The 21,659-nt window shown below is 60.7% G+C and carries 25 protein-coding genes; 14 read left to right on the top strand and 11 right to left on the bottom strand.

The window, feature by feature from the left end:
• Positions 1-133: 133 nt before the first annotated feature.
• From nucC to AFIDRAFT_RS05425, 5 genes are read right to left on the bottom strand one after another with little or no spacing between them, the layout of a single operon-like run.
• A complete protein-coding gene (gene nucC / locus AFIDRAFT_RS05445) occupies positions 134-859 on the bottom strand; it encodes a CBASS effector endonuclease NucC (protein ID WP_009338226.1) in 726 nt (241 codons plus the stop codon).
• A gap of 32 nt (positions 860-891) precedes the next feature.
• Positions 892-1,788: a CBASS oligonucleotide cyclase gene (locus tag AFIDRAFT_RS05440; protein ID WP_009338225.1), complete on the bottom strand. Its 897-nt coding sequence runs from the start codon at positions 1,786-1,788 to the stop codon at positions 892-894.
• Positions 1,788-2,288 (bottom strand): hypothetical protein, encoded by a 501-nt coding sequence (locus AFIDRAFT_RS05435; RefSeq protein WP_009338224.1) that lies wholly within the window; start codon positions 2,286-2,288, stop codon positions 1,788-1,790. Before AFIDRAFT_RS05435 ends, AFIDRAFT_RS05440 begins: the two co-directional genes overlap by 1 nt.
• Complete coding sequence (locus AFIDRAFT_RS05430) at positions 2,285-2,761, bottom strand: CBASS system Cap8 protein (protein ID WP_009338223.1); 477 nt, start codon at positions 2,759-2,761, stop codon at positions 2,285-2,287. Before AFIDRAFT_RS05430 ends, AFIDRAFT_RS05435 begins: the two co-directional genes overlap by 4 nt.
• Positions 2,758-3,681: an AAA family ATPase gene (locus AFIDRAFT_RS05425; protein ID WP_009338222.1), complete on the bottom strand. Its 924-nt coding sequence runs from the start codon at positions 3,679-3,681 to the stop codon at positions 2,758-2,760. The genes AFIDRAFT_RS05430 and AFIDRAFT_RS05425 overlap by 4 nt, the downstream gene beginning before the upstream one ends.
• Before the next feature lie 159 nt (positions 3,682-3,840).
• On the opposite strand from AFIDRAFT_RS05425, the gene AFIDRAFT_RS05420 reads away from it, so the two are divergent.
• From AFIDRAFT_RS05420 to AFIDRAFT_RS05405, 4 genes are all read left to right on the top strand, one after another.
• The gene (locus tag AFIDRAFT_RS05420) at positions 3,841-4,194 is read left to right on the top strand and encodes a helix-turn-helix domain-containing protein (protein WP_009338221.1); all 354 of its coding nucleotides are present in this window, start codon (positions 3,841-3,843) and stop codon (positions 4,192-4,194) included.
• A complete protein-coding gene (locus tag AFIDRAFT_RS05415) occupies positions 4,191-4,712 on the top strand; it encodes an ImmA/IrrE family metallo-endopeptidase (RefSeq protein ID WP_009338220.1) in 522 nt (173 codons plus the stop codon). The genes AFIDRAFT_RS05420 and AFIDRAFT_RS05415 overlap by 4 nt, the downstream gene beginning before the upstream one ends.
• A 15-nt stretch (positions 4,713-4,727) precedes the next feature.
• Complete coding sequence (locus tag AFIDRAFT_RS05410; protein ID WP_040297820.1) at positions 4,728-6,140, top strand: exonuclease domain-containing protein; 1,413 nt, start codon at positions 4,728-4,730, stop codon at positions 6,138-6,140.
• 77 nt (positions 6,141-6,217) lie between these two features.
• Positions 6,218-9,685 carry a class I SAM-dependent DNA methyltransferase gene (locus AFIDRAFT_RS05405; protein WP_009338218.1) on the top strand — a complete coding sequence of 1,156 codons (3,468 nt, stop codon included), beginning with the start codon at positions 6,218-6,220 and terminating at the stop codon, positions 9,683-9,685.
• Positions 9,686-9,878: 193 nt separating this feature from the next.
• On the opposite strand, the gene AFIDRAFT_RS05400 is transcribed toward AFIDRAFT_RS05405, so the two are convergent.
• From AFIDRAFT_RS05400 to AFIDRAFT_RS19715, 3 genes are all read right to left on the bottom strand, one after another.
• Positions 9,879-10,109 carry a helix-turn-helix transcriptional regulator gene (locus AFIDRAFT_RS05400; protein ID WP_009338217.1) on the bottom strand — a complete coding sequence of 77 codons (231 nt, stop codon included), beginning with the start codon at positions 10,107-10,109 and terminating at the stop codon, positions 9,879-9,881.
• 286 nt (positions 10,110-10,395) lie between these two features.
• The gene (locus AFIDRAFT_RS19090) at positions 10,396-10,629 is read right to left on the bottom strand and encodes a cation diffusion facilitator family transporter (protein WP_050789574.1); all 234 of its coding nucleotides are present in this window, start codon (positions 10,627-10,629) and stop codon (positions 10,396-10,398) included.
• A gap of 249 nt (positions 10,630-10,878) precedes the next feature.
• On the bottom strand, positions 10,879-11,466 hold the full coding sequence (locus AFIDRAFT_RS19715; RefSeq protein ID WP_156786848.1) for a hypothetical protein: 588 nt from the start codon (positions 11,464-11,466) through the stop codon (positions 10,879-10,881).
• Positions 11,467-11,793: 327 nt separating this feature from the next.
• Here AFIDRAFT_RS19715 and AFIDRAFT_RS05380 point away from each other — a divergent pair, with 327 nt between their 5' ends.
• The 10 genes from AFIDRAFT_RS05380 (at position 11,794) to AFIDRAFT_RS05340 (ending at position 19,605) form a co-directional block, all read left to right on the top strand.
• On the top strand, positions 11,794-13,218 hold the full coding sequence (locus AFIDRAFT_RS05380) for a multicopper oxidase family protein (protein ID WP_009338214.1): 1,425 nt from the start codon (positions 11,794-11,796) through the stop codon (positions 13,216-13,218).
• A complete protein-coding gene (locus AFIDRAFT_RS05375; RefSeq protein ID WP_009338213.1) occupies positions 13,218-13,850 on the top strand; it encodes a TlpA family protein disulfide reductase in 633 nt (210 codons plus the stop codon). The genes AFIDRAFT_RS05380 and AFIDRAFT_RS05375 overlap by 1 nt, the downstream gene beginning before the upstream one ends.
• On the top strand, positions 13,847-14,305 hold the full coding sequence (locus tag AFIDRAFT_RS05370; protein ID WP_009338212.1) for a DUF411 domain-containing protein: 459 nt from the start codon (positions 13,847-13,849) through the stop codon (positions 14,303-14,305). The genes AFIDRAFT_RS05375 and AFIDRAFT_RS05370 overlap by 4 nt, the downstream gene beginning before the upstream one ends.
• 12 nt (positions 14,306-14,317) lie before the next feature.
• Positions 14,318-15,154, top strand: a complete 837-nt coding sequence (locus AFIDRAFT_RS05365) for a c-type cytochrome (protein ID WP_009338211.1) — start codon at positions 14,318-14,320, stop codon at positions 15,152-15,154.
• A gap of 166 nt (positions 15,155-15,320) precedes the next feature.
• Positions 15,321-15,617, top strand: coding sequence for a hypothetical protein (locus tag AFIDRAFT_RS05360; RefSeq protein ID WP_009338209.1), 297 nt, complete (start codon positions 15,321-15,323; stop codon positions 15,615-15,617).
• A 1-nt stretch (position 15,618) separates the two neighbouring features.
• Positions 15,619-15,894: a hypothetical protein gene (locus AFIDRAFT_RS05355; protein WP_009338208.1), complete on the top strand. Its 276-nt coding sequence runs from the start codon at positions 15,619-15,621 to the stop codon at positions 15,892-15,894.
• Positions 15,895-15,983: 89 nt separating this feature from the next.
• On the top strand, positions 15,984-16,106 hold the full coding sequence (locus AFIDRAFT_RS20330) for a hypothetical protein (RefSeq protein ID WP_009338207.1): 123 nt from the start codon (positions 15,984-15,986) through the stop codon (positions 16,104-16,106).
• Positions 16,107-16,115: 9 nt separating this feature from the next.
• A complete protein-coding gene (locus AFIDRAFT_RS05350; protein ID WP_245258121.1) occupies positions 16,116-18,320 on the top strand; it encodes a protein-disulfide reductase DsbD family protein in 2,205 nt (734 codons plus the stop codon).
• Positions 18,317-18,931 carry a class I SAM-dependent methyltransferase gene (locus AFIDRAFT_RS05345; RefSeq protein WP_009338205.1) on the top strand — a complete coding sequence of 205 codons (615 nt, stop codon included), beginning with the start codon at positions 18,317-18,319 and terminating at the stop codon, positions 18,929-18,931. The genes AFIDRAFT_RS05350 and AFIDRAFT_RS05345 overlap by 4 nt, the downstream gene beginning before the upstream one ends.
• A gap of 53 nt (positions 18,932-18,984) precedes the next feature.
• The gene (locus tag AFIDRAFT_RS05340; protein WP_245258120.1) at positions 18,985-19,605 is read left to right on the top strand and encodes an SCO family protein; all 621 of its coding nucleotides are present in this window, start codon (positions 18,985-18,987) and stop codon (positions 19,603-19,605) included.
• A gap of 323 nt (positions 19,606-19,928) precedes the next feature.
• Here AFIDRAFT_RS05340 and AFIDRAFT_RS05335 read toward each other — a convergent pair whose 3' ends face one another.
• From AFIDRAFT_RS05335 to AFIDRAFT_RS05325, 3 genes are read right to left on the bottom strand one after another with little or no spacing between them, the layout of a single operon-like run.
• Complete coding sequence (locus AFIDRAFT_RS05335; RefSeq protein WP_009338202.1) at positions 19,929-20,561, bottom strand: class I SAM-dependent methyltransferase; 633 nt, start codon at positions 20,559-20,561, stop codon at positions 19,929-19,931.
• 53 nt (positions 20,562-20,614) lie between these two features.
• On the bottom strand, positions 20,615-21,283 hold the full coding sequence (locus AFIDRAFT_RS05330; RefSeq protein WP_009338201.1) for a DUF4396 domain-containing protein: 669 nt from the start codon (positions 21,281-21,283) through the stop codon (positions 20,615-20,617).
• Positions 21,284-21,304: 21 nt separating this feature from the next.
• Positions 21,305-21,655 (bottom strand): 4a-hydroxytetrahydrobiopterin dehydratase, encoded by a 351-nt coding sequence (locus AFIDRAFT_RS05325; RefSeq protein WP_009338200.1) that lies wholly within the window; start codon positions 21,653-21,655, stop codon positions 21,305-21,307.
• Between the last annotated feature and the right edge of the window lie 4 nt (positions 21,656-21,659).

The raw sequence follows: 21,659 nt of genomic DNA, 5'->3' as shown, positions 1-21,659 counted from the left end.
AAATGACGATAATTCAGATAATTAGATAATGCAGTCAGATACTGGAGGCATATGTCTAACTCCGCCGTCGGCTCCATTGACGCGGGTGCTCGCGGGACGTGGTGGCGGAGGTCGGTCTGTTCTTGCCGACTGGCTACTTCGTAAGCCATTGGCCATAGGCTTCCACATCGATCATCGGGACGGTCCCACTGAACTGGAGCTGTGAAATTAGCTTGAACAAGAACGCCGTCGCCGGCTTGTTCTCGTTCACGAACATGTAGCGGGCAGCGGTTTGGTCGAAGAAGAAATGGCCGTGCGATGCGACGCAGCCAAGATCGAGCCGCCCGTCATCAACCTCAGCGATTAGCGCCTTTTCAAATGACGGCCCGAGCGCCGGGCTCCATTCACTCTCGAACGTCAAGAGGCCTCCCAGGATCGGAATCAGCGGCTTGGCCGGATAAACGCCTTTCGCGTAGGGAATGGGAAGACTGGTACGGTGCAAACGCCGGACGCTGGCGACCTTCTCCTGTGCGTAAGCGACGAGAGCGGCGTCCGCGGTCTGCTTGGCCTCAAAGACAGCGTAGACGCTTTCAGCGGGAATGATTGTCTCGTTTTCAAAGGTGAAGATGAAGGGTGAATACTGGCGATCGAAGACGACGACGTCGATCTGCTGGCTAAAATTTCCGAGACTGTCCACGACATGCGCCTTCGCCGCCTGGTAGCGCTTGGGCAGGTAAGTCTCCAGCAAGCTGATCCAGACGTTCTCGCTGGCGTCACCCTTGGTGCCAGGATGGCTGAACGTCTTCCGCACGGTCGCCAGACGCTGCTGAATATCTTCGTGCAGCGACGAGAGAAGCTGAGACAGGGACCATTCTGACATCGAAGACCTCTACAGGAGTTGGCCGGCGCTCGTCAGGACAACGGAAATTTGGGGCCGAACAGCTCGCGCCAGACTCGGAGCGCCTCGCCATTTCGGCCACGGCGAACATGATCGATCGCGAGCGTCGCTTCCCGCTCCGCCGCGCGCAGAAGGTCGCGTGCCCGAGTCTTGCGTGCCGAATCCATCCCATTGCTGACAGCCGGGCCGAGGCCGGCGGGATCGGGCCATTCATCGAAAATCCGGTCGGCAAGCGTCGCGAAGAACGCTTGCATCTCGCGATCGAAGCTGCCGCCCCAACCGCCATGGAGGCACTGCAGCGCCATGACCTCGAGGAGGAAGGAGGGCTTTACCGGCTTTTCGCCATGCTTGGGGTTGTTGTTCCAGTATTTGACCATCCGCACTAATCCCTTCCACTCGCTGGAATAGGCTTGATGCGCGGCCGTGGCCTTTTCAGCGTGGACCTTCGGATTGGTCTCGATCCACTTTCCCACCTCATTGTCGGGAATCTCGAAGTCATCATCTTTGTCGAAAGCCGGGACAACGTCGACGCTGATAACGCGATAGTCGGTGTTGTCCTCGGCGTCGGCTTTCACCCCGAAGTCCACGTTGATCGAGCGATTCTGCTTCTTGGCCTTGTCGCCGTATTTCTCGACCAACGCATTGTGAAAATCGGTCAGAACAATCGATGGCGCTTTCGAGCGATAGTGATCCTCAGATGTTTTCAGGACGAAGAAGATATCGACATCCTTCAACGGCTTCGTCTTGGTCCAGCGTGCGTATGAGCCAGTCAAAAAGCTCCGGTCGATTTTGAACTTGGTATCGAGATAGTCTCGCACCTCGGTCTGACGTGCCGAAGCGTTCGCCTGCTCTCTGTCGTTCAGCTCGAGGCGGCTTTTGAATTTCCGAAAGGCTTCATCAATCGTCAGCATCAGGCTCTCCTCAGATAGGATGTTCTCGCGCCGAGGCCGCTATGCTCGATCGTTGTGCCCAGGCTCTGGCGGATCATCCCGTCCGTTGAGCGCCCGCTCGTCTTACTCCATCCGATCACATCGGGCCGCCCGGGCTTCGTTTGCAAAAGAAACCGGTAGCGCGCTTCGCTTGGAGCCAGGCCGGCCTTTCGGATCGCGTATCGGAGCTGGTCGGTGTCCGTCCAAAAGCTGCCGTCTCCGCCCGACCATCCATAGGAGATCTCGATGTCCCAGCGAAAAATGAGCGCATCGGTTTTGGGGTCATAAATCTCAAGCTCTACAGTCTCGAGATCGCCGGTGTTCAGCCATGTCTGGACGCCACGCATATGCGTGGCCCAGTCACCGACAAATTCCGATGGATCGAGGCCGCTGAGGCGAATGATGTCCTTTAGGCTTTTCAGGATGTTGTCCGCCACATAGGTGACGGAATGCGTGTAGGTGTTGACGGCGACGTTGGTCATGAGCCGAGAAACCCCTTCGGATCGAAGACAAGCGCCTGGGATTTCGTTGTTGCGGCTTCATCCACGGCAGACACAGCGGCGCCAAGATCGCGCGCCGTTATGCGGGTGCTATGTTTCTTCAAGGCGCCCTGGACCCAGGCAAGGTCGTCCGCGAGACACGGAAGCGAGACGCGCCAATCTCCCTTCAACGGATCGAAGCCAAGGGCGTCCTCGTTCGCGTCGGAGCCTTCGACCGCGTCATCGTCATAGAGACAATAGATGCGTGTCCGAGGACCGTCGCAGGTCACCGTGATGGCTGCCTCCTTTGGTGCTTGATCAGCTATGATGCTTGCCGCCACGCCGGCGACGGCCAGAAGCTCGGTCCGCGCCTCACTGGCTTTCCCCAGAGTCAGCAGGTCGACGATCGCCGTCCAGGTTCGACTGGCGTCACGTTCGGGCGTACTCTTAAAGGTGCGGCTGGCGACTGTGCTCACGGGACTTTGCCTCCCGACAAGCGTCCCGCCTTGGCGGCGCGCGCCGCCGCCAGCAGATCTTCGGCGGTTACCCGGTCTGGGTTCATCGCGGTCTGGGGCGTGCTGGCAAGAGCGTTGGCGACCATCTTGCGGATGGCGCGCCCGTCGAGCCCCACGCACTCCGCGGCGCAGCGGTCAAAATTCGCGCTGGTCGCCAACCGCGCGATGGCCGGATAGGTCTTACCCAACCCAGTGAGGCAGTCTTTCAGGATGCGCGCGCAGGCGTCGCGGTCCGGCAGGGGCACCTGGACCACAAGGTCGCACCGCGACGTGAAGGCCGCATCCACGGCCTGAGGAAAATTGCTAGTGGCAAGAAACAGCAGGTTCGGATGCTGCTCGGCGAGAGCATCGAGCTGAACCAGAACGGCATCAGTCGCGCGATGGATGTCGATCGGGTTGGCCTCAAGGCTCATCTTCGATCTGTCAGCCGCGAGCGTCTCAACCTCGTCGAGGAGAACGATGGTCGGACCGGCCGCGGCTGACTCTGCGATCGACTGCGAAAACAATTCCGAGACCGCGCGCTGGGTTTTGCCCATCGCCGAACTGGTCAGCGCGTGCGGCTCGACCTCGAGGAGACGGAACCCGCCGCCCTGGAAGGATTCGGCGGTGCGATGTGCCAGTCCACGGGCAAGAGAGGTTTTTCCTGTACCCGGGGGTCCGACGAGAAGGATCACGCCGTGCAGCGGAATGACGCTACGATCGACCTTGCCGCGCATCGTGAAGTTCAGCATCGCTTGGGAGAGGAGCTGAGCCTTCAGACGTTCTTCCAGGATAATTGAGTCCCACAGGGCGCCGAGCGCCGGATCGGGAAGCCGGCGTGATCGCTGGATCCCCTTTGGTCGATTGAAATCTTCACTTTGCACCGCAGCCAGCTTCTGCATCGTCGACGATCCTTTGTTTGTCGCCGACTGAACACGCTCGCCGACCCAGCATGGATTCCAGAAGAAACCGATGCTGTCAACAAGCACATCGGCATGTGCTTATTAAGCACAAGTGTTTGTGATATTGACATTCAGATTCGCGCGTAGCAATCATCCTGCATGTCGGACGAAGCGATCTATAAGGCTTTCGGGCAGGCGGTAGCCACGCGGCGGAAGGGGCTGAACCTTACCCAGGCTACGCTAGCTGCCCGAGTGGGCATCTCGCGCGCCTCGATCGCCAACATCGAGAGCGGTCGTCAGAACGTGCTGCTGCACCACGTCTATCGACTGGCGTCGGCGCTCGAGTTCTCCAAAGTCTCGGACCTGCTGCCGGCGCAACCAAAACCAGCGACACAGGAGGACTTAGACATGATCCTTTCAGATGAAACTGTGACCCCGCGCGGTAAAGCCCAAATCACCGATCTGATTGCCAGTGCGCTTGCACAACGCGGCGCCGCAAAGGCTGGGTCATGATGGCGGATCCCGAGCGGGCCCGGGAGGCTGCCCGCGTTATCTTGCGGGCGTTCGGCGTAAAAGGTGTGCCTGTACCGGTCGAACGCATTATCAAAGCCAGAAACATCGTCCTCCAATACGCTCCGCTAGAGGAGGATCTCTCCGGAATGGCCTACATCAAGGACGGCGTCGGCATCATCGGCGTGAACGCCCTGCATCATCCCAATCGTCAGCGATTCTCGGCGGCGCACGAGCTGGGTCACCACGAGCTGCACGCCCAGGAGATTGGGAAGGCGGTTCACGTCGATAAGGGCTTTCGCGTGCTTCTGCGGGATGACGTCTCTTCGCAGGGCATCGATCCGCTCGAGATTGAGGCCAACGCGTTTGCGTCGGAACTGCTGATGCCAAGGGAGTTCCTCATGGGCGCGCTGGATGCGGGTGGCTTGGATATCGAGGATGACGCTGGGATCGAAGCGCTTGCCCGCAAATTCCGCGTAAGCGCCGCGGCGATGCGATATCGATTAGCAGGACGCTTCTAGGAATAGGTGGGCCCGTTGAGCTTCGTCTTCTTTGACACCGAGACAACTGGCCTGAAGCACGGCTTCGACCAGATCGTGCATTTCGCGGCCATCCGGACCGACGCAAATCTGAATGAGATCGGGCGTTTCGAGGCACGCTCGCGTCTTCTCCCACATGTGCTTCCCCATCCGGCGGCGCTGCGCACCAACGGTCTGCCTATCGGAAGGCTCTTAGACGGGAGTCTTCCGTCCCATTACGACATGGTCAGATCAATCCGGCAGAGGCTGCTCTCGTGGTCGCCGTCGATCTTTCTGGGCTACAACTCGGTCCGTTTCGACGAGGAGATGTTGCGGCACGCGTTGTTCCAAACTCTTCATCCCGCCTATCTCACGAGCAACCACAACAACAGCCGTGCGGACGTGTGGGGACTGGTCATGGCCGCAGCCGCCGTGTCGCCGGCGTGTCTCAACGTTCCAATTGGTCCTGAGGGGCGATCGATCTTTCGCCTTGAACAATTAGCGCTCGCCAACGGCGTCGCTCAAGAACAGGCCCACGATGCACTGTCCGACGCCATCGCCACGCTCGAACTGTGTCGCCTCGTGCATCAGCGATCGCCAGAACTTTGGCAGCGCTTCGTACGCTTTTCAAAGAAAGCGACCGTCGCAGACTTCGTCGAAGCTGAAGATGGATTTATGCTCACCGAGTTCTTTGCCAATCAGGCGTATCATGCGCCGGTGGTGTGCATTGGTCGAGATCCGGATCAATCCAATGGCCGCTTTTGTTTGAATCTAAACCGTGACGCGGATCGCTTTGCCGCGATGACAGACGATGAGCTTCGAGCCGAGCTGGCTCAGAAGCCCTGTCCGGTTCGTCGGCTTCGGATCAACGCAGCGCCAACATTGACGGCTTTCTATGACGCGCCGGAGGTGATGCTGGATGGCCTCGATATTGATGCTGTTGAAGCACGAGCACGCCGGGTGAAGAGTGATCCGGCGCTCTGTAATCGTCTCGTCTCGGCCTACACTTCAACGCGTGAACCCCGGAGTCCTTCGCGGCACGCCGAGGAGCGCCTCTATGACGGATTTCCTGGTCCGCAAGATGAAGCCCGCATGATCGAATTTCATGATGCGGATTGGACGGACAGATTAGCGATTGTCCAAAGTCTCGATGATGAACGCTTGCGATCTTTCGGGCTTCGTTTGCTGTACTTCGAGGCGCGATCGGTTCTACCAGAAGCTCTTAGACTTGAACTTGATTATGCCCTGAGTGGTCGTTTGGTTGATGCTGAGGCCGGCGGCCTAACTCTCGAACAGGCCCTCCGTGCGATCGATGAAGCGCCGAGCGACGATGCATCGGATGCGGCCGGGCTCCTGACGGGTTATCGAACATATCTTGTGGGGCGCATGGAGCGGGTTGCGGACTTCCGGGCCAAGCAGTTTGCGATTTAGGCAGCTTTGGCCGCGTGGGCTCCTGGCCTGTTGAGAAGGAGATCGCATTCGACTTATGTGGGGAGGGGCAGATAATAATGGCTAAGGTCGAGGTCGAGAAGTTCATCGACGAATGGCGTGACACCGGGGGATCCGAGCTCGCGAACACGCAGAGCTTCATCAACGGCCTGTGTTCGATTCTCAACGTTCACCCCCCTCGCGGCAGCAGGGCCAATGACGCTCAAAACGACTATGTCTTCGAGCGCCGAGTGTTTCAGGATAATGGGGATGGGACTACCAGCTTCGGCCGAGTCGACTGCTACAAGCGTAATTGCTTTGTTCTAGAGGCGAAGCAGGGTTCTGAGTCTGATCGCTCAGCCGCAGCACGCAATGAACTTGACTTGGATCTGTTCGGGCAGACCGCCGCCATTCGCGTTAAGCGAGGCACCGCGATGCGGGGGACGGCCGGTTGGATTAAGGCAATGACACAAGCCAAGGGGCAGGCTGAGCGATATGCAAAGGCACTGCCCTCCGACCACGGATGGCCGCCGTTCCTACTGATTTGTGACGTCGGTTATTGCATTGAGGTTTATGCGGATTTCACACGAAGCGGCAAGGCTTATACCCAGTTTCCAGATCGAAGCCGTTATCGGATCATGCTCGATGACCTTCGAGACGAGACCGTCGTGGCACGACTCGCGGCCATCTGGACGGAACCGCTAAGTCTCGATCCAGCCAAAGAAGCCCTGAAAGTTACACGTGAGATTGGGGAGTTGCTGGCGACTCTCGCGCGTCGACTTGAGACTCGCCATGACGCTACGACAACGTCCGCCTTCCTTATGCGTTTGTTATTTACGATGTTCGCCGAGGATACTGGGTTGATCCCTAAAGATTCGTTCAAGGATCTTCTCAAGCGACAGCGGGGAAGGCCCGAAGTTCTGCATGATCAGTTATCCGAACTTTGGTCGAAGATGGACAGTAGTGGGTTTGTGGGGGCACTTGGGCACGCGGGCGAGAGAGTACGGAAATTCAACGGCTATCTGTTCAAAGACCATACAGCTCTTCCGCTTGAGGCCGAGGAGCTGGAGGTACTAATAAAGGCCGCCGAGGCGCAGTGGACGCTTGTGGAGCCTGCGATTTTCGGGACGTTGCTCGAGCGCGCTCTGAATCCTAAGGAACGAGCCAAGCTCGGTGCTCATTTTACGCCGCCAGCATCAGTAGAGCGGCTCGTCATTCCGACGATTATGGAACCGCTTCGGGACGAATGGTCGGGCGTGAAGACCGCTGTGGTGGAGTTGCTGGATCAAGATCGGCGGAACGAGGCTGTTAAAGTCGTGCAGGCGTTTCACCGCAAATTGGCGAAGACCCTTGTCCTTGATCCCGCTTGCGGTACTGGAAACTTTCTCTACGTCGCGATGGCGAAGATGAAGGAGCTCGAGGCCGAGGTCATCGAACTGGCCGTAGCATTCGGTGAGTATCAAGACGTTCTAGAGATCACGGGTCGTACAATTATGCCCGAAAACTTTCTCGGCCTGGAAGTCAATCCTCGCGCAGCGGCTATTGCCCAACTCGTCCTTTGGATCGGATATCTGCAGTGGCACTTCCGCACGGTCGGATCTGACAAGATGCCTCCGGAGCCGGTGTTGCGGGACGTGAGGACAATCGATGCGCGGGATGCGGTGATCGAATGGGATCAAAAGATCCTTGCTACCGATGATCGCGGAGACCCTATCACTGTTTGGGATGGTGTCACCGTGAAGCCGCATCCAACAACAGGTGAGTTGGTCCCCGATGAAGCGGCGCAGGTTGAGACCTATCGATATATAAATCCCCGAGGTGCTAAGTGGCCTCGTGCTGATTTCATCGTCGGCAATCCTCCCTTCATCGGAAATAAGCGAATGCGGAAGCGGCTTGGCGCTGGTTATGCGGAGGCTGTCCGCAAAGCGTACCCGGCGCTATCTCAAGAAATAGATTTTGTGATGTACTGGTGGGATCATGTTGCGCAGTTGGTTTCAACAGGACGTGTTCGTCGAGCAGGCTTGATTACGACAAAGACAATTGCGCAAGCCAGCAATCGGCCAGTTGTTCGTGCTCGGGTCAATGACCGAAAGCATCCAGTGCATCTTTCCTTCGCTATCCCGAATCATCCTTGGTATGACACCGAGACTACCGCTGCGGTGCGCATCGCAATGACCGTAATCGCAAAAGGCAATGGAGAAGGCGTCCTGGCGTGCGTCGTGAATGAGCGGCGAGTTGGTAGGGAATCGGTGTTCGACATTGTCGAGCAGCGTGGGACGATACAGGTTGATTTGTCTGTCGGCGCAGCCGTTGCTGCCGCAGCTCCCTTAGCCGCAAACGCCAGACTGTCCTGGATGGGCATGAAAATGTCTGGCGAGGGCTTTCGGATCGATGAGGGATTGCGTGATCGGTTCGCCCGGGAGGGTTTTCCGCTGCAGCGAATGCCAAGAATCGTCGCGGGAGCGGATGTCACGGACCCGCCAAGCAATCTTTTTGCGATTGACTGCTTTGGCCTGACGCTAAGCGATCTGAGAGAGAGCTTTCCTGGCGTCTATCAGCGTTTGTTCGATCGCGTGAAGCCCGAGCGCGATCAGAACGACCGACAGTCCTATAGGGAGAACTGGTGGATTTTCGCGGAGCCGCGGCCACGGTTGCGAGCATCGATCGCCGGTCTGAAGCGCTACATCGTGACTTCTGAAACATCCAAGCATCGCATCTTTCGGTTCCTGCCGACGGAAGGAACGATCATTGACGGGTCGGTGATTGCTGTGGCCTCAGACGATCCGCTCGTCTTGGGCATTCTCTCATCACGAGTCCATCGCATCTGGGCCGAGAGAGCTGGCGGTCGCCAAGGAGCAGGCAATGATCCAAGATATCAAAACGAAGTCTGCTTCGATCCGTTTCCATTTCCGAAAATCGAGAATGCGAGTTTGGTCGCACGGATTCGTTCAGCCGCTGAAGCGTTGGATATTCTCCAGACACGGGTGGTGGCTGAGCATCCCTCGTTGACATTAACTGATGCGTACAACGTCGTGCAGATGCTCCGTAATTCAAATAGACCGCTGAACGGTCGGGACAAGCAGATCTACGACGCGGCGCACCTTCGGCCACTTCAGGAGCGCTTAGACGAAATAGATGCGGCGGTTAGTGAAGCCTACGATCTTTCTCCAGACGCTGATGAAGAGACCGTTCTTGAGACGCTGGTGAGGCTGAACTCCGAGCGTGCAATAGAGGAAGGGCGAGGCGTGATCCGATACATCCGCCCCGAGTTCCAGGCGCGTGGGAGTTCGAAAGAGCGGACGCAATCGCTCGAATTGGAAATCGCGGAGGCAGCGGACCGGGGCAACGGAGTGCATTGGCCCGAGTCACTCGCCGAGCAAGTGGTATCCGTCGGTCGTGTTTTAGCGACAGCGCGAAAGCCGCTCGCCGCTGCGGACGTGGCACGCGCCTTTGTTGGCAAGCGGGCAGCAAGTATCCGCCCAGTTCTCGATGCGCTGGCCGCTATGGGGCAAGCCCGTCGGCTCGACGATGGTCGCTACGCCGCCTAACCGCTCAATCACGCTCAGTCATGGGTTAGGAATGATCGAGCGTGATTGAGCGGTAAGACGGTTAGTGAGAAGGATAGTTATGCACCAGTCTTCGTTCAGAAACCATCGCCTTGAACTCAAAGGAGTTTTTGACATCTTGAAAACGCGTTGGGGTATGGACTTGGGATCGGCAGTTCGTGATCATACGTGATTGTCATTCTCCCGCATCGTCAGCCACGCTGAGTTTGCGCGAAGCACGGCAGATCACGAGGTTCTTGCTATCCCATTCATCGAGACCCTGCACGGGGTATAGCACCGACTTGCCAATCTTGATGAACGGTGGTCCGACGCGCTGCGCTCGCCAATTCCGAAGAGTGCCCACGGAGACTTCACCGCGATAGCGTTCGGAGACCTCTTCAGCGGTCAGGAATCGAGTCTCGGTCATTCGTTCCTCCACGCTATGCACGGTTTTCAAGGGGGCGGGGGAGCCCATTGATCGTGCGATGTGAAGACCGCTGAAGCTAGGCTGTCGATTGACGGCAGGAGCACGGTCAAGATGCCACGAGGTCGGTCACTCATATTCGCTCACGGCCGAGACTTGAGCAGAGAGGTGCGAAACGAAAAAGAGCAAACCGAGGAGTATCGTAGAGACGGATACCCGGGGATAGAGATCGGTCAACCACATGACTCCCGACTCGCTTTCGGACGCGGCTGAGCAGCCATCGGCCGGGTTATAGTGAAGGCCTGGACCATCCGAGGGCGCCGCTGCCGAGTTGCGCGGCGATCGCCAGTTTCCGTCGCGCGAGCCACCACATGATCGGGATCGCAGCGATCGTGACCGCCAGGCCCGGCGCAGAGAATTCCTGACCGCGGCCCTGCCAAAGACTGAAGGCAGCACTCGCGACGACATAGAGCGCCAGCGCGAACAGAAGACCGCCGCCGATCCGGCTCGCCGACCGCTCCACCTGCTCCGAAAAGGCCTGCCCCTGTTTGAGCTCAATGTAAGGCGCCAGAGAAGAACGCCGGCGGAGATGATCTCGATGAGGCGTCGATTCCGAACGCAAGCAGGCTCGTGCTTCGCGCCTCGAGCGCGGCGGTAATTGCGAGAATGGACTCGATGATCATCCAGGCAACGGTGAGCCATTCGAGGACGAAGGCCCGGCGCACGCGCGCAGCGCGATCGGAGGCTGCGAGTGGCGGCGCCGGCCTCGAGGCTATTGCTGGGTCGCGCGGCTGGTCATTTCCTGAGCGCATAGATCAGATATCCCGCGGGAAACAGCGTTACGGCAAGGGCAGCATTCCCGAGGTCCAGGTAGGTAGTGATCTGGACTATTGTCGAAGCCCCAACGCATCCACGGAAGCAGGTCGAAGGCTTCGGCAAAATGCGTCAGGACGACCAAGGCCGAGCCGCCCGCGCCGAGCAATTGGAGGAAGGAGGACGCGTTCCTTTCTCTGAAGAACAACACAATCGATCCGGCCAACAGCAGGCTCGCCGGCACGCCGATTCCAAAAAGCACCGCAAGGCCGTGTTCTTGCATCTCGTCCTTCGCGTTGCCGCCACCCGTTCGAGGCAGCATAGCGGCGGCGTTAATCGGGGTCGGCTTGAAATCGAGACCCGGCGGCAGTAGCTTCCAACTATGCCGAGGTCGGTCGCCCAGATGCTGATTGCCCTCATCGTCGCCTTCGCGGTGGCGGTGCCGGCTGGCGCGCGCGTGATGCCGTTGGTAGGCAGCGGGATGCCGACGTCCATGGGCATGATGGAAAAGGTCGCCGATCAGCCGTGCCAGAATTGTCCCGAACACCAGTCTGGCAGCACAGCCCCCGATAAAATGCCCGGCTGTCCGGCTCTGGCCTGCATCGCTGCTCCAGCGGTGGTTCCGAGCCCCGCGCGTCTCCCGGGGCGCATCTCCTACCGGACGGAATATACGTGGCCGGTAACCGCGCTTCTGGCGGGAGCCGATCCCGCTCCCGACCCGTTCCCTCCAAGACCCATCGTCCTCCTCTAAACCGCCAGCCGTCCTAAGCGGCGCGCGGTTCTGAGCCCCCGTGAGCCCGCGCGTCCAGCGCCGGGCATGTGCCCCCATCCGCGTCTGGTCTGACGCTGAGGGGCGCCAAGAGGACGACCTGGTATGCGATTTATTTCCGCCTCGGCCTTGGGCCGCCGGCAATTCCTGCAAGCGGGAGCCGCCTGCGCGCTCGGTGCGCTGACGCGGCCCGCCTTGGGCGCTAACGCCGCTCTAGGGCCCGAGGGCCTGACCCTTCGGCCGGGCCCGGCGCGCATTCGGATGGTCGGCGACGAATTCCCGGAAACCGAGGTCTGGACCTATAACTGTGTCGAGCCCGGCCCGGTCCTCCGTGTCCGCCAAGGTGCTCCATTCCGCGCCGCTGTCGAAAACCAGCTGACGGAATCCACAACGGTGCATTGGCACGGTATTCGTCTCCCGAACGCGATGGATGGCGTGCCGGACCTGACGCAGAAGCCGATCTCTTCCGGTGAGCGCTTCGACTATGCGTTCACGCCTCCGGATGCGGGCACCTTTTGGTACCACTCGCACGACAACAGCCTGGTGCAGATGGGGCGCGGTCTGGCCGGCGCTCTCATCGTCGAGGAAACCGATCCGCCCGCGGTCGATCGCGAGTGGCTGTGGACGATCCAGGACTGGCGACTGACGCGCGACGCGCAGATCGCGCCCGGCTTCAGCAATCGCATGGAAATGGCGATGGACGGCCGGGTCGGCAACACCGTCACGATCAATGGCATGGTGCCCGATACGGTGCGCGTGCGCGCCGGCGAGCGGATCCGCTTGCGGCTCCTCAATGCGGCGATCGCCCGCATCATGGCGCTGCGCTTCGAGGGACACCGTCCGGTCATCGTCGCACTCGACGGCCAGCCTTGTGAGCCGCACGAACCGCCGGATGGCCGGCTTCTGCTCGGCCCCGCGATGCGCGCGGACGTGATGCTTGACATGCATGGCGAGCCGGGCCGGTCGTACCGGGTGATCGACGACTTCTACGACCGGCTAGCCTTCACGCTGGCGCGGCTCGCATACGATCCGGCGCCGCCCCTTCGGTCGCATCCGTCCGATGCGCCCTTGCGCCTGCCGCGTAATCCGGTGCCGCGCCCCGACCTCAAAACCGCCATCGTGCACGACGTGCGGCTCCAGGGCGGGATGATGAGCGGCGCGGGTATGGGCGGAATGATGGGGATGGGCGATAAAGCCGACTGGGCGATCAATGGCCAATCAATGACGGGCGACGGCAGGGCGGATATGCCGCCGCTGTTTCAGATCGCGCGCGGCCGAAGCTGCATTCTCGATATGCACAACGACACCGCCTGGTGGCACCCGATGCACCTACACGGACACAGTTTCCAGGTGCTCGACCGCGATGACGCACCGGTGCCCCATGATGTTTGGGGTGACACGGTGCTTGTGAAGCCGCGCGAGCGCGTCCGGGTCGCGTTTGTCGCGGATAATCCCGGCGATTGGATGTTCCACTGCCACGTCATGGAACACCAGGTCGGCGGCCTGATGACCACAATCCGGGTAGCGTGATGTCGATCGTGGCTCCAAACAGGTCGCGCCGCGGGTTGCTGCTCTCGGGTGCCGCAGCGCTCGGCGTGGTCGCGATCATCCTCGGCATAAGCCTGACGATGTACCGTGCTCCGCCGCACGAGATGGCAGCGCTTTCCGCAATCGGGATAACGCCTATCGCTCCTCCGAAGCCGGTTCCAACCTTCAGCTTCGTGGACGAAGCGGGCCACACGTTCCGGCTTGCGGATCTCAAAGGCCGCGCGGTGCTCCTCAATCTCTGGGCCACATGGTGCGCGCCTTGTCGCGAGGAGATGCCATCGCTCGATCGCTTGCAAGCGAAGCTCGGTGGCGCGCGGCTTCAAGTGCTCGCGGTCTCGATTGATCGGCAAGGCGTCTCGGTCGTGCGGCCCTTCTATCGCGATCTCGGACTGCATTCGCTGGGGATCGATCTCGATCCGTCCGGCCGAGCGCCATCCGTTTTCGGGATTGAAGGTCTCCCCGCCACCTTGCTGATCGACGCCCAAGGTCGCGAGATCGGCAGAAAGGTCGGTCCGCTGCAGTGGGACAGCGCTGCCGTGACCGACACTCTGCAGCACGTCTTCCTGCGTAGCGCATCAAATCCACAAACATCTGAAGAAAGGAACTCACCATGACGCGACGAGACCTTATCATACTGCTGGCGACAGCGGCCTCGACCTCGGCGCTGTTCACCGCGAACCTTGCACATGCGGCGCAGCCGATACGGGCGACGCTCTACAAGAACCCGCAATGCACGTGCTGCGAGGGTTACGCGCAGTATCTCGAGAAGAACGGATTCCAGGTCGAGGTAAAGCCGACCAACGATCTCGCCGAGATCAGCCGTGGCGCCGGCGTTCCGGAAGACCTCGAAGGCTGCCATACGATGTTCGTCGGCGGCTATGTCGTCGATGGCCATGTGCCGGTCGAGATCATTCGCAAGCTGCTGACGGAAAAGCCGGCCATCGCCGGCATCACCTTGCCCGGCATGCCCTCGGGATCACCCGGCATGACCGGCACCAAGACGGAAATCTGGACGATCTATGCCGTGACCAAGGACGGCAAGCCGCCGCAGGTCTTTGCCACCATCTAGGGAGACCGCCCAATGCGGATGATCCCGTGGGAAAAAGCGCGCCGCGGTGGCCTCGTCGTCGGCCGGCGGCGATTGGACATTCCAGAGCCCCATCCTCGGCCGTCAGGAGGGCGGGATGATGAGCATCATCCGCGTCGCGTGGGGATGACAATGCAGAAAGCCGTTCGCTCCACCCTGGTGATCATTGTGTTGCTAACTGCCGGCGCTCGCGCCGCGACCCCGACGGGCGACGCGAAACAGGGCGCGCAGCTTTATCGCGCTTGCGCTGCCTGTCATTCGCTCGCGCCCGGTCAGAACATGACCGGGCCGAGTCTCGCAGGTGTGTGGGGACGCAAGGCGGGAAGTCTTGAGAGCTTCGAACGCTACTCGCCGGCGCTCAAGTCATCCAATGTCGTGTGGAACGAGAGCACGCTCGGTCAGTGGCTCAAATCACCGGCCCGATTCATCCCGAACAATTACATGACCTTCGCCGGCATCGTGGATGCCCGACAGCGCGCCGATCTCGTCGCCTTTCTCAAGGAAGCAGCTAACGGACAGACGCCCAGCGCTGAACGTGGCGGCGGGATGATGGGTGGAATGACGCCCCATTTCACCGATCTCAAAACAGTCGGGCCAGATCGGCAGGTGAGCTCGATCCGTGTCTGTCACGACAGCTATTTTGTCACCACTGCGGACGGCAAGAGGGTCCCGTTCTGGGAACCCAATCTCCGCTTTAAGACGGATTCAAGCGAGACGGGTCCGCTGAGCGGGAAGCCGGTCATCCTGCCCGCCGGCATGATGGGCGACCGCGCCTCGGTGTTCTTTGCGTCGCCGGACGAAATCAGCCCGTTCATCAAGCACCGGTGCTGACACACGGAGAATCACAACGATGAAATCCTCGAAGACCAGCACTAAACGCAAGATCACTCAGACGAAAAACTCTGTGCTGAATCGGCGATCTGTCTTGATGGCAATCATCGACGGTGCAGGCGGAGCCGCCTTAATTCCGCGCACAACAGTCTAGGGAGATTAGGCAATGCAGACGGAAACAACGCTACTTCGTTCGTCAATGCCATTTGGCGTGCGTTCGATCATCAGCCGGTTTGGGCGCAACCGCCTGCTGGTCGGCGGCGCGGCTCTGGCTCTGATCGCTGCCGGCTTGATCTGGCAATGGAGCTGGCTTGTCGCGATCGGCGTGGCGCCCTTGCTGCTGAGCGCCGCGCCGTGCGTCGCGATGTGCGCGCTCGGCTTGTGCATGCATCGCATGAGCAGCCCCACGGGCGCGGCCGAAAACCCAACTTCGGAAAGACCTTCACCGCAACAGGAGAAGTAGCATGAGCATTGGACACAAGCTGAGCATCGCCATCCTCGCCGCAGCCCTAGGCGGTCTCATCGCTCCTGCCTTTGCCCAGAACGGCACTGCGGGCAACGGGGATCAGGGCATGACCATGGGCCATATGGGCCGGGACATGATGGGTGGCGGCATGATGTCCCGCGGCATGATGCACGGCTGTTCGGAGATGATGCAGTCGATGAACAACGGCGACGACGGTCGGCCGAACAGCCAATGGCAGAAGCATCCGCCCCGCAATCCACAGAACGGCGGATGAACCATCGATCAGGTGCACGCGGCTCGATCTGGCGCTGATCTTCTGATCGGAGCCGCATGCACCATGATGCAAGTACCGAGAGGCGCGAGATGACTGAACTCGAGGGGACCGCGATCTTGGAAGATATTCGAATTGCCGTGAAGGGCTTCGAAGCTTCGCGACGTGCGTGGATCGATGCGGCGGCGTGGCCCGTCACCGCGCGTGTGACGTAGCGTGGCATTATGAGCTCACTGCTGGGACGGACAGCAAGAGAGGTGGTGATCGGTCGGCGCCATGCGCGGCTGCGCCGTGCGCACGCGGTTATGGGCCGATGGACGGCACTGCTTATTTTGCTCGTGCTAGCGATTGTCGGCCGATCAGCGCAGGCAGCGACCAGCGATTGGGTCAACGAACAGCACGGCGCGGCGCGTCTGATTTCTGCCGTCGAGGCCACGGGATCGAGCACCCAGCTCGATATCGGCTTGCAGCTTCGGTTGACACCGGGCTGGCACACCTATTGGCGGAGGCCCGGTGACGCGGGCATCCCGCCGGTGATCGACTGGAAAGGCTCCGAGAACCTCGCCGGCGCGGAGATCGCCTGGCCGGCGCCGGTGCGCCTTCCGTCGCTCGGCGGCTTGGAGACGCTCGGTTACGAGGACGGCGTGGTTCTGCCAATCGCCGTTCGGCTCGTGCATCCGGGGGCGCCGCTGCATCTACATGCCGAGGTCGACTACGCGTCGTGCAAGGACATTTGCATCCCTTATCACGCGAGCCTCGACCTGGTGCTGCCGTCCGGACTTGCGCAGCCTGGAACGGAAGCGCCGCTGATCGCCGCTGCTCAAAGACGCGTGCCGGAAGACCTCACCGCCGCGCAATGGAAGCTGCTGGGCGCCACGGTCGGAACGGAGCGTGGTGGCGCGGCGCTTTCGGTTCGATTGGCCAGCGTGGCGGGGCCGTTTGCTTCGCCGGATCTGTTTGTCGAGGGCTTGGCGAAAGGCTCGGCCGGGCGGCCGGAAGTCTCGTTGGCGGACTCTGGACGGACGGCAACCCTTCGCGTGCCGATCCTGAGCGAGGCGCCCGACGCGATCGCTGGAACAAAACTTCGGATCACCGTCGTCGATGGAGCGCGCGCCGGAGAAGCTGACGTTATCCCTCAATTCGGCATCTTGGCGCCGATCCGAGCCGACGCGACGCTCGGTGCCATTCTTGGCATCGCCTTGCTCGGCGGCCTGATCCTCAATCTGATGCCCTGCGTACTGCCGGTGCTGTCGCTGAAGTTGCTGGCCCTGACCGGTTATGCCGGTGCGGAACGGCGCGCCGCACGCTTGGGGCTGCTCGCGACGGCGGCAGGCGTGATCCTCTCTTTCGGCGCGTTGGCAGGCGCCCTGATCGGACTCAAAGCAGCGGGGGCGGCGATCGGCTGGGGCATCCAGTTTCAGCAGCCATGGTTTCTCGCCGGCATGGCGCTGATCACGACGCTTTTCGCGGCGAGCCTTTGGGGCTGGCTGCCGATCGGCTTGCCTGCCGGCATCGCCGGCACAGTCGGTTCGATGCGCGGCCATGGCCGGCTCACGAATGCTTTCCTGATGGGCGCGTTCGCAACGCTGCTTGCCGCGTCCTGCTCGGCGCCGTTCGTCGGAACGGCGATCGGTTTCGCGCTGGCCCGCGCTCCGCTGGACATCGCCCTGGTGTTCGGCGCGCTCGGCCTCGGCATGGCGGCGCCGTTCCTGACCGTTGCCGCGCTTCCCGGACTGGTGGCCTACCTGCCGCGGCCGGGGCGCTGGATGGTCTGGCTCGAGCGCGCGCTCGGACTGGCATTGCTCGGCACGGCAGTATGGTTGCTGTCGGTCCTGGCGCTCGAAGCCGGGGTTAAAGTCGCCATTGTGGTCAGCGTCATGCTCGCGTTGCTCTTGGCGGCAGTGGCTTGGCGTCATCGACTTCCAGTCGGTCGCTCCGCGCGAGGCGTGGTTGGGATCGCCGCGCTCATGCTGGCCGCGCTCGCAGTGCTGTTGCCTTCACTGCGCGGTCAGGCCCTGGCCATCAGACCCACCAGTTCGCCGAGCGACACCCAACAATGGCAAGTGTTCGACGAAGCGGCGCTGCGCCAGATGGTTTCGGACGGCAAGCTTGTCTTTGTCGATGTCACGGCCGCCTGGTGCCTGACCTGCAAGGCGAATGAGTTGGCCGTGCTCGATCGGCCACCCGTCGCGGCGCGGCTCCATGATCCCGGCGTTATCGCGATGCGGGCGGACTGGACGCGTCCGGATCCGCAGATCACCGCTTATCTACAAAACTTCGGCCGCTACGGCGTGCCGCTCGATGTGGTTTACGGCCCGGGAGCGCCGCAGGGCATAGCGCTCTCCGAGCTGCTGAGCGCAGAGGCGGTGATGGACGCCTTCCGGCGCGCCGCCACGGCCGACGCCCGAAAACAGGAAGCTGCCCAATGAGCTTTTATCAGCGCTATGTGATCCCGCGACTGACGCATTTGGCGATGCGCCAGAAACAGCTCGGCCCGTTCCGCCAGCGGGTCATCGATGCAGCCGAAGGGCGGGTGCTGGAGATCGGCATCGGCTCAGGACTGAACTTCCCTCTGTACCGCGGCGCGGTGAAATCAGTAATCGGACTGGAGCCATCGCCAGAGCTGCTGCGCATGGCGCGTCCGCGTGCCGCAGCCGCAGCGATCCCGATCACGCTGCTCGATGCGTCGGCCGAAGCAATTCCGCTCGACAGCGCCAGCATCGATACCGTGGTTACGACCTGGACGCTGTGCACGATTCCGAACGCGCCTCTCGCGCTTGGCGAGATGCGCCGCGTATTGAAGCCCGGCGGTGCCCTGCTGTTTGTCGAGCACGGGCGCGCGCCAGAGCCGGGCGTCGCGCGCTGGCAGGATCGGCTCGACCCGCTGTGGTCGCGCCTCGCCGGCGGTTGTCACCTCAATCGCAAGATGGACGATCTGATCACGGGAAATGGATTTCGAATGGCGACCCTGACAAATGTCCGGATCCCGGGGCCGCGAACCCACACATTCCTCTACGAAGGCAGCGCGAGGCCGGCATGATGATCAGAACGCTGCGGCTCATCCGCTGGGCCTCAATCGCGGGAATTGCTATCTTGCTGCTCGGAATTGCCGTTTTGAAGTTCGCACCGAATCTTCGGCATTTCAATGAGCCCGCGTCTGAGAAAACCGCGTCCACTGCGTCCGGAGATGCTGTGACCGTTCCGGCCGGTGTTCCGATCGGTGGTCCGTTCACACTAAGGAGTGACAAGAACGTCACCGTCACCGATGCCGACTATCGCGGGCGGTGGATGCTGGTTTTCTTTGGCTACACCAACTGTCCCGACGAATGTCCGCTGACGCTCCAGAAGATGGCGACGTCCCTGAAGGATGTGGGGCCGCTCGCCGATCGCATAGCGCCCCTGTTCATCACGGTGGACCCAGCGCGCGACACGCCCGATAGGCTTGCCAGCTACCTTGAGAACTTTGACACCCGCATCGTCGGACTGACGGGCAGCGATGAACAGATCGCAGCGGTCGCGAAGGCGTACCGCGTCTATTACGCGCCAGGCCAGAACGAGCAATCCGGGACCGACCTCGTCAGTCACTCGACATTTCTCTACCTGATGAATCCCGGTGGCAAGTTGAACGCCCTCTTCTCCCAGGACGTGACCGCGGACAAACTGGCGAAGGCTTTGCGATCCCGTCTTGCGGCTGAGCACTCCGCGTCAAACTAGAAAACTGAGAGCACAAACAATGATGGGCGACATGGGCACGATGATGTGGGGCATGGGCCTGTTTTGGCTGATCGTCATCGTCGTGCTTGTGCTGGCGGCCGCAGCGCTCGTGAAGTACCTGTTCTTCAGGTGAAGCCCATGTGCTGGCACGAGCAAGAGATTGACGGTGACATCTCTAAGCTACATTCCACTCAAGACGTCCTGCCGATATAGCCGCTCCTTTGTGCCTCACAAGGTACATTTTCTAAATCCAGTTTTGGTGACAGAGCGTCGGCTCGATTCCGACCGCCGACACCACTGAACGTTGTGTCCTCCACCTGGGGTTAGACTCCCGGTTTGGCCTCGATCATCCGTATGAGGTCGTCGACTACGAAGCGGGCCGCCGTGAGTACTAGCCCCGACTCGGGGATGTGCTGCTCCGTCCGACGGTCGAAGCTCGCACCGTAGGCCCAACTTATCCAGGGCTTCCAGAGCTCGGTGATAAATTCCCGAATGCGTCCATGGGGACGCGTATATTCTAACAGTCTGATCGTGCCATTGGGTTTTACAACGCGACCGATCTCGCGAAGCGCTGGCACCTGAAGCTCCTCGGGGAGAGTGCAAAACAGAAAGGTCGCGACTGCCGCGTCGAATGAAGCGTCAGGAAAATTCAGATGCGTGACGTCCATTTCCATGAGTTGGACCGACGCAGGGGAAAGGGGCCGCCGGCGCTCGGCTCGCTTCAGCATTGCTGAGCTGAGGTCTACACCCACAACCTCTGAGCCCGGTGGATAAGAAGGCATATTCCGACCAGTGCCGACGCCGGCGTCCAGAATCCTGCCGGAGAGTCCCCGAAAGAGGAGCGGTCTAATCCAGCGATAGCGTGCGTATTCAAAAGGGAGGTCGAGCAGATCGTAAAGAGGCGCGATCCGCTCATATCGGCGACGCAGGTTGTGAGTGTCTTCGGTCATCGCCATTAGCCGATCGTGGGCGCAATTCCGAGGAATCGTGATCGCTTGTCGGTCATGTTCTACATGCCGCTCTTCACGCCCCATTTGACCAGTAACCAGTTCGCTGGATAGGTGGTCGCGAATCCGAGCACCATGCCGATCTGCATCATGAACCAGAACACGACGGATGAGGAGTCGGGGCGCTGCGTCGGCATCAGCACGAACCAGATAACGGCCATCCATGCGAACATGCCAATCTCGAAGGCGGTCAGCGAGAGCGTGTCTGCCTTCACAGCGTCGATGATCGCCTCATGGGGCGGCACGTGGCGCATCGCGCGGATCGGGAAATATTGAAAGGCGATGCCGAAGAGGTAGGCGAGGCCGAACTCCACGACATATTCCGCATAGAGCCGTTCGCCGAACAGCATCCAACCGGTGACGAGCACGATTGGGGCGCCGATGATATCGCCGAGGACGCAACCGCTGCCGCAATGCGTGGCAGAGAGGAAAATGCTCTTCCAATAGGGTTGCCGCTCGGCCATCTTCGGTGCGCCGACTGCCATTGGGCGGCCCATCGCGGAGTAGAGCCACCAACCGATGAGAGGAAAATAAAGCCCGGTCACGGGCCAGACGATGTTCATGATCTTCATGTGCTGGGGATGGCGCATGACATCGACCGCGATCGTACCGGCGGTGACAAGGCCAAGAGTGATTGAGATCCATGACAAGAGCACGAGCCACTGCGGCATGATTGCCTCCCGGCGCCTAATTCAACTACCTGTACGAGCAGGAGCGAGCGGGTCGATCTTTGCCGCCATGATGAAATCGTTCTCGTGGAGGCCCTTGATCTTCTTGGTGCGCAGCGACACGGTCGCATAGCCCCAGCCGAAGCTGATGTCGGGGTGATGGCCCTCGCTCTCCGCGAGTTCGCCAACCTTCTGCACGAATGCGAGCGATTCCACGAAGTTCCTAAAGCGGAAGGTCCGTTCGATCCGGTGCGCGTCGTCCATCAGTCCCCATTCGGGGGCTTGGGCGAGGAGAGCTTCGGCTTCTTCCCGCGTGAGGGGCGGGATGCCGCCGCGGCAGGGCGTGCAGGTTTTCTCAGCGAGCCGTGCAGTCATGTTT

Origin of the sequence: Afipia sp. 1NLS2 (assembly GCF_000178995.1) — a bacterium.
Taxonomy (GTDB): Bacteria; Pseudomonadota; Alphaproteobacteria; order Rhizobiales; family Xanthobacteraceae; genus Afipia.
Note: the sequence above shows the minus strand (reverse complement) of the source record. Positions and strands in the feature narration are given on the sequence as shown.

Bases quoted from the DNA above. Each gene is read 5' to 3' on its own strand.
- nucC (WP_009338226.1), bottom strand. From the start codon at position 859: ATGTCAGAATGGTCCCTGTCTCAGCTTCTCTCGTCGCTGCACGAAGAT.
- AFIDRAFT_RS05440 (WP_009338225.1), bottom strand. From the start codon at position 1,788: ATGCTGACGATTGATGAAGCCTTTCGGAAATTCAAAAGCCGCCTCGAG.
- AFIDRAFT_RS05435 (WP_009338224.1), bottom strand. From the start codon at position 2,288: ATGACCAACGTCGCCGTCAACACCTACACGCATTCCGTCACCTATGTG.
- AFIDRAFT_RS05425 (WP_009338222.1), bottom strand. From the start codon at position 3,681: ATGCAGAAGCTGGCTGCGGTGCAAAGTGAAGATTTCAATCGACCAAAG.
- AFIDRAFT_RS05420 (WP_009338221.1), top strand. From the start codon at position 3,841: ATGTCGGACGAAGCGATCTATAAGGCTTTCGGGCAGGCGGTAGCCACG.
- AFIDRAFT_RS05415 (WP_009338220.1), top strand. From the start codon at position 4,191: ATGATGGCGGATCCCGAGCGGGCCCGGGAGGCTGCCCGCGTTATCTTG.
- AFIDRAFT_RS05405 (WP_009338218.1), top strand. From the start codon at position 6,218: ATGGCTAAGGTCGAGGTCGAGAAGTTCATCGACGAATGGCGTGACACC.
- AFIDRAFT_RS05400 (WP_009338217.1), bottom strand. From the start codon at position 10,109: ATGACCGAGACTCGATTCCTGACCGCTGAAGAGGTCTCCGAACGCTAT.
- AFIDRAFT_RS05380 (WP_009338214.1), top strand. From the start codon at position 11,794: ATGCGATTTATTTCCGCCTCGGCCTTGGGCCGCCGGCAATTCCTGCAA.
- AFIDRAFT_RS05375 (WP_009338213.1), top strand. From the start codon at position 13,218: ATGTCGATCGTGGCTCCAAACAGGTCGCGCCGCGGGTTGCTGCTCTCG.
- AFIDRAFT_RS05370 (WP_009338212.1), top strand. From the start codon at position 13,847: ATGACGCGACGAGACCTTATCATACTGCTGGCGACAGCGGCCTCGACC.
- AFIDRAFT_RS05365 (WP_009338211.1), top strand. From the start codon at position 14,318: ATGCGGATGATCCCGTGGGAAAAAGCGCGCCGCGGTGGCCTCGTCGTC.
- AFIDRAFT_RS05360 (WP_009338209.1), top strand. From the start codon at position 15,321: ATGCAGACGGAAACAACGCTACTTCGTTCGTCAATGCCATTTGGCGTG.
- AFIDRAFT_RS05355 (WP_009338208.1), top strand. From the start codon at position 15,619: ATGAGCATTGGACACAAGCTGAGCATCGCCATCCTCGCCGCAGCCCTA.
- AFIDRAFT_RS20330 (WP_009338207.1), top strand. From the start codon at position 15,984: ATGACTGAACTCGAGGGGACCGCGATCTTGGAAGATATTCGAATTGCC.
- AFIDRAFT_RS05350 (WP_245258121.1), top strand. From the start codon at position 16,116: ATGAGCTCACTGCTGGGACGGACAGCAAGAGAGGTGGTGATCGGTCGG.
- AFIDRAFT_RS05345 (WP_009338205.1), top strand. From the start codon at position 18,317: ATGAGCTTTTATCAGCGCTATGTGATCCCGCGACTGACGCATTTGGCG.
- AFIDRAFT_RS05335 (WP_009338202.1), bottom strand. From the start codon at position 20,561: ATGGCGATGACCGAAGACACTCACAACCTGCGTCGCCGATATGAGCGG.
- AFIDRAFT_RS05330 (WP_009338201.1), bottom strand. From the start codon at position 21,283: ATGCCGCAGTGGCTCGTGCTCTTGTCATGGATCTCAATCACTCTTGGC.
- AFIDRAFT_RS05325 (WP_009338200.1), bottom strand. From the start codon at position 21,655: ATGACTGCACGGCTCGCTGAGAAAACCTGCACGCCCTGCCGCGGCGGC.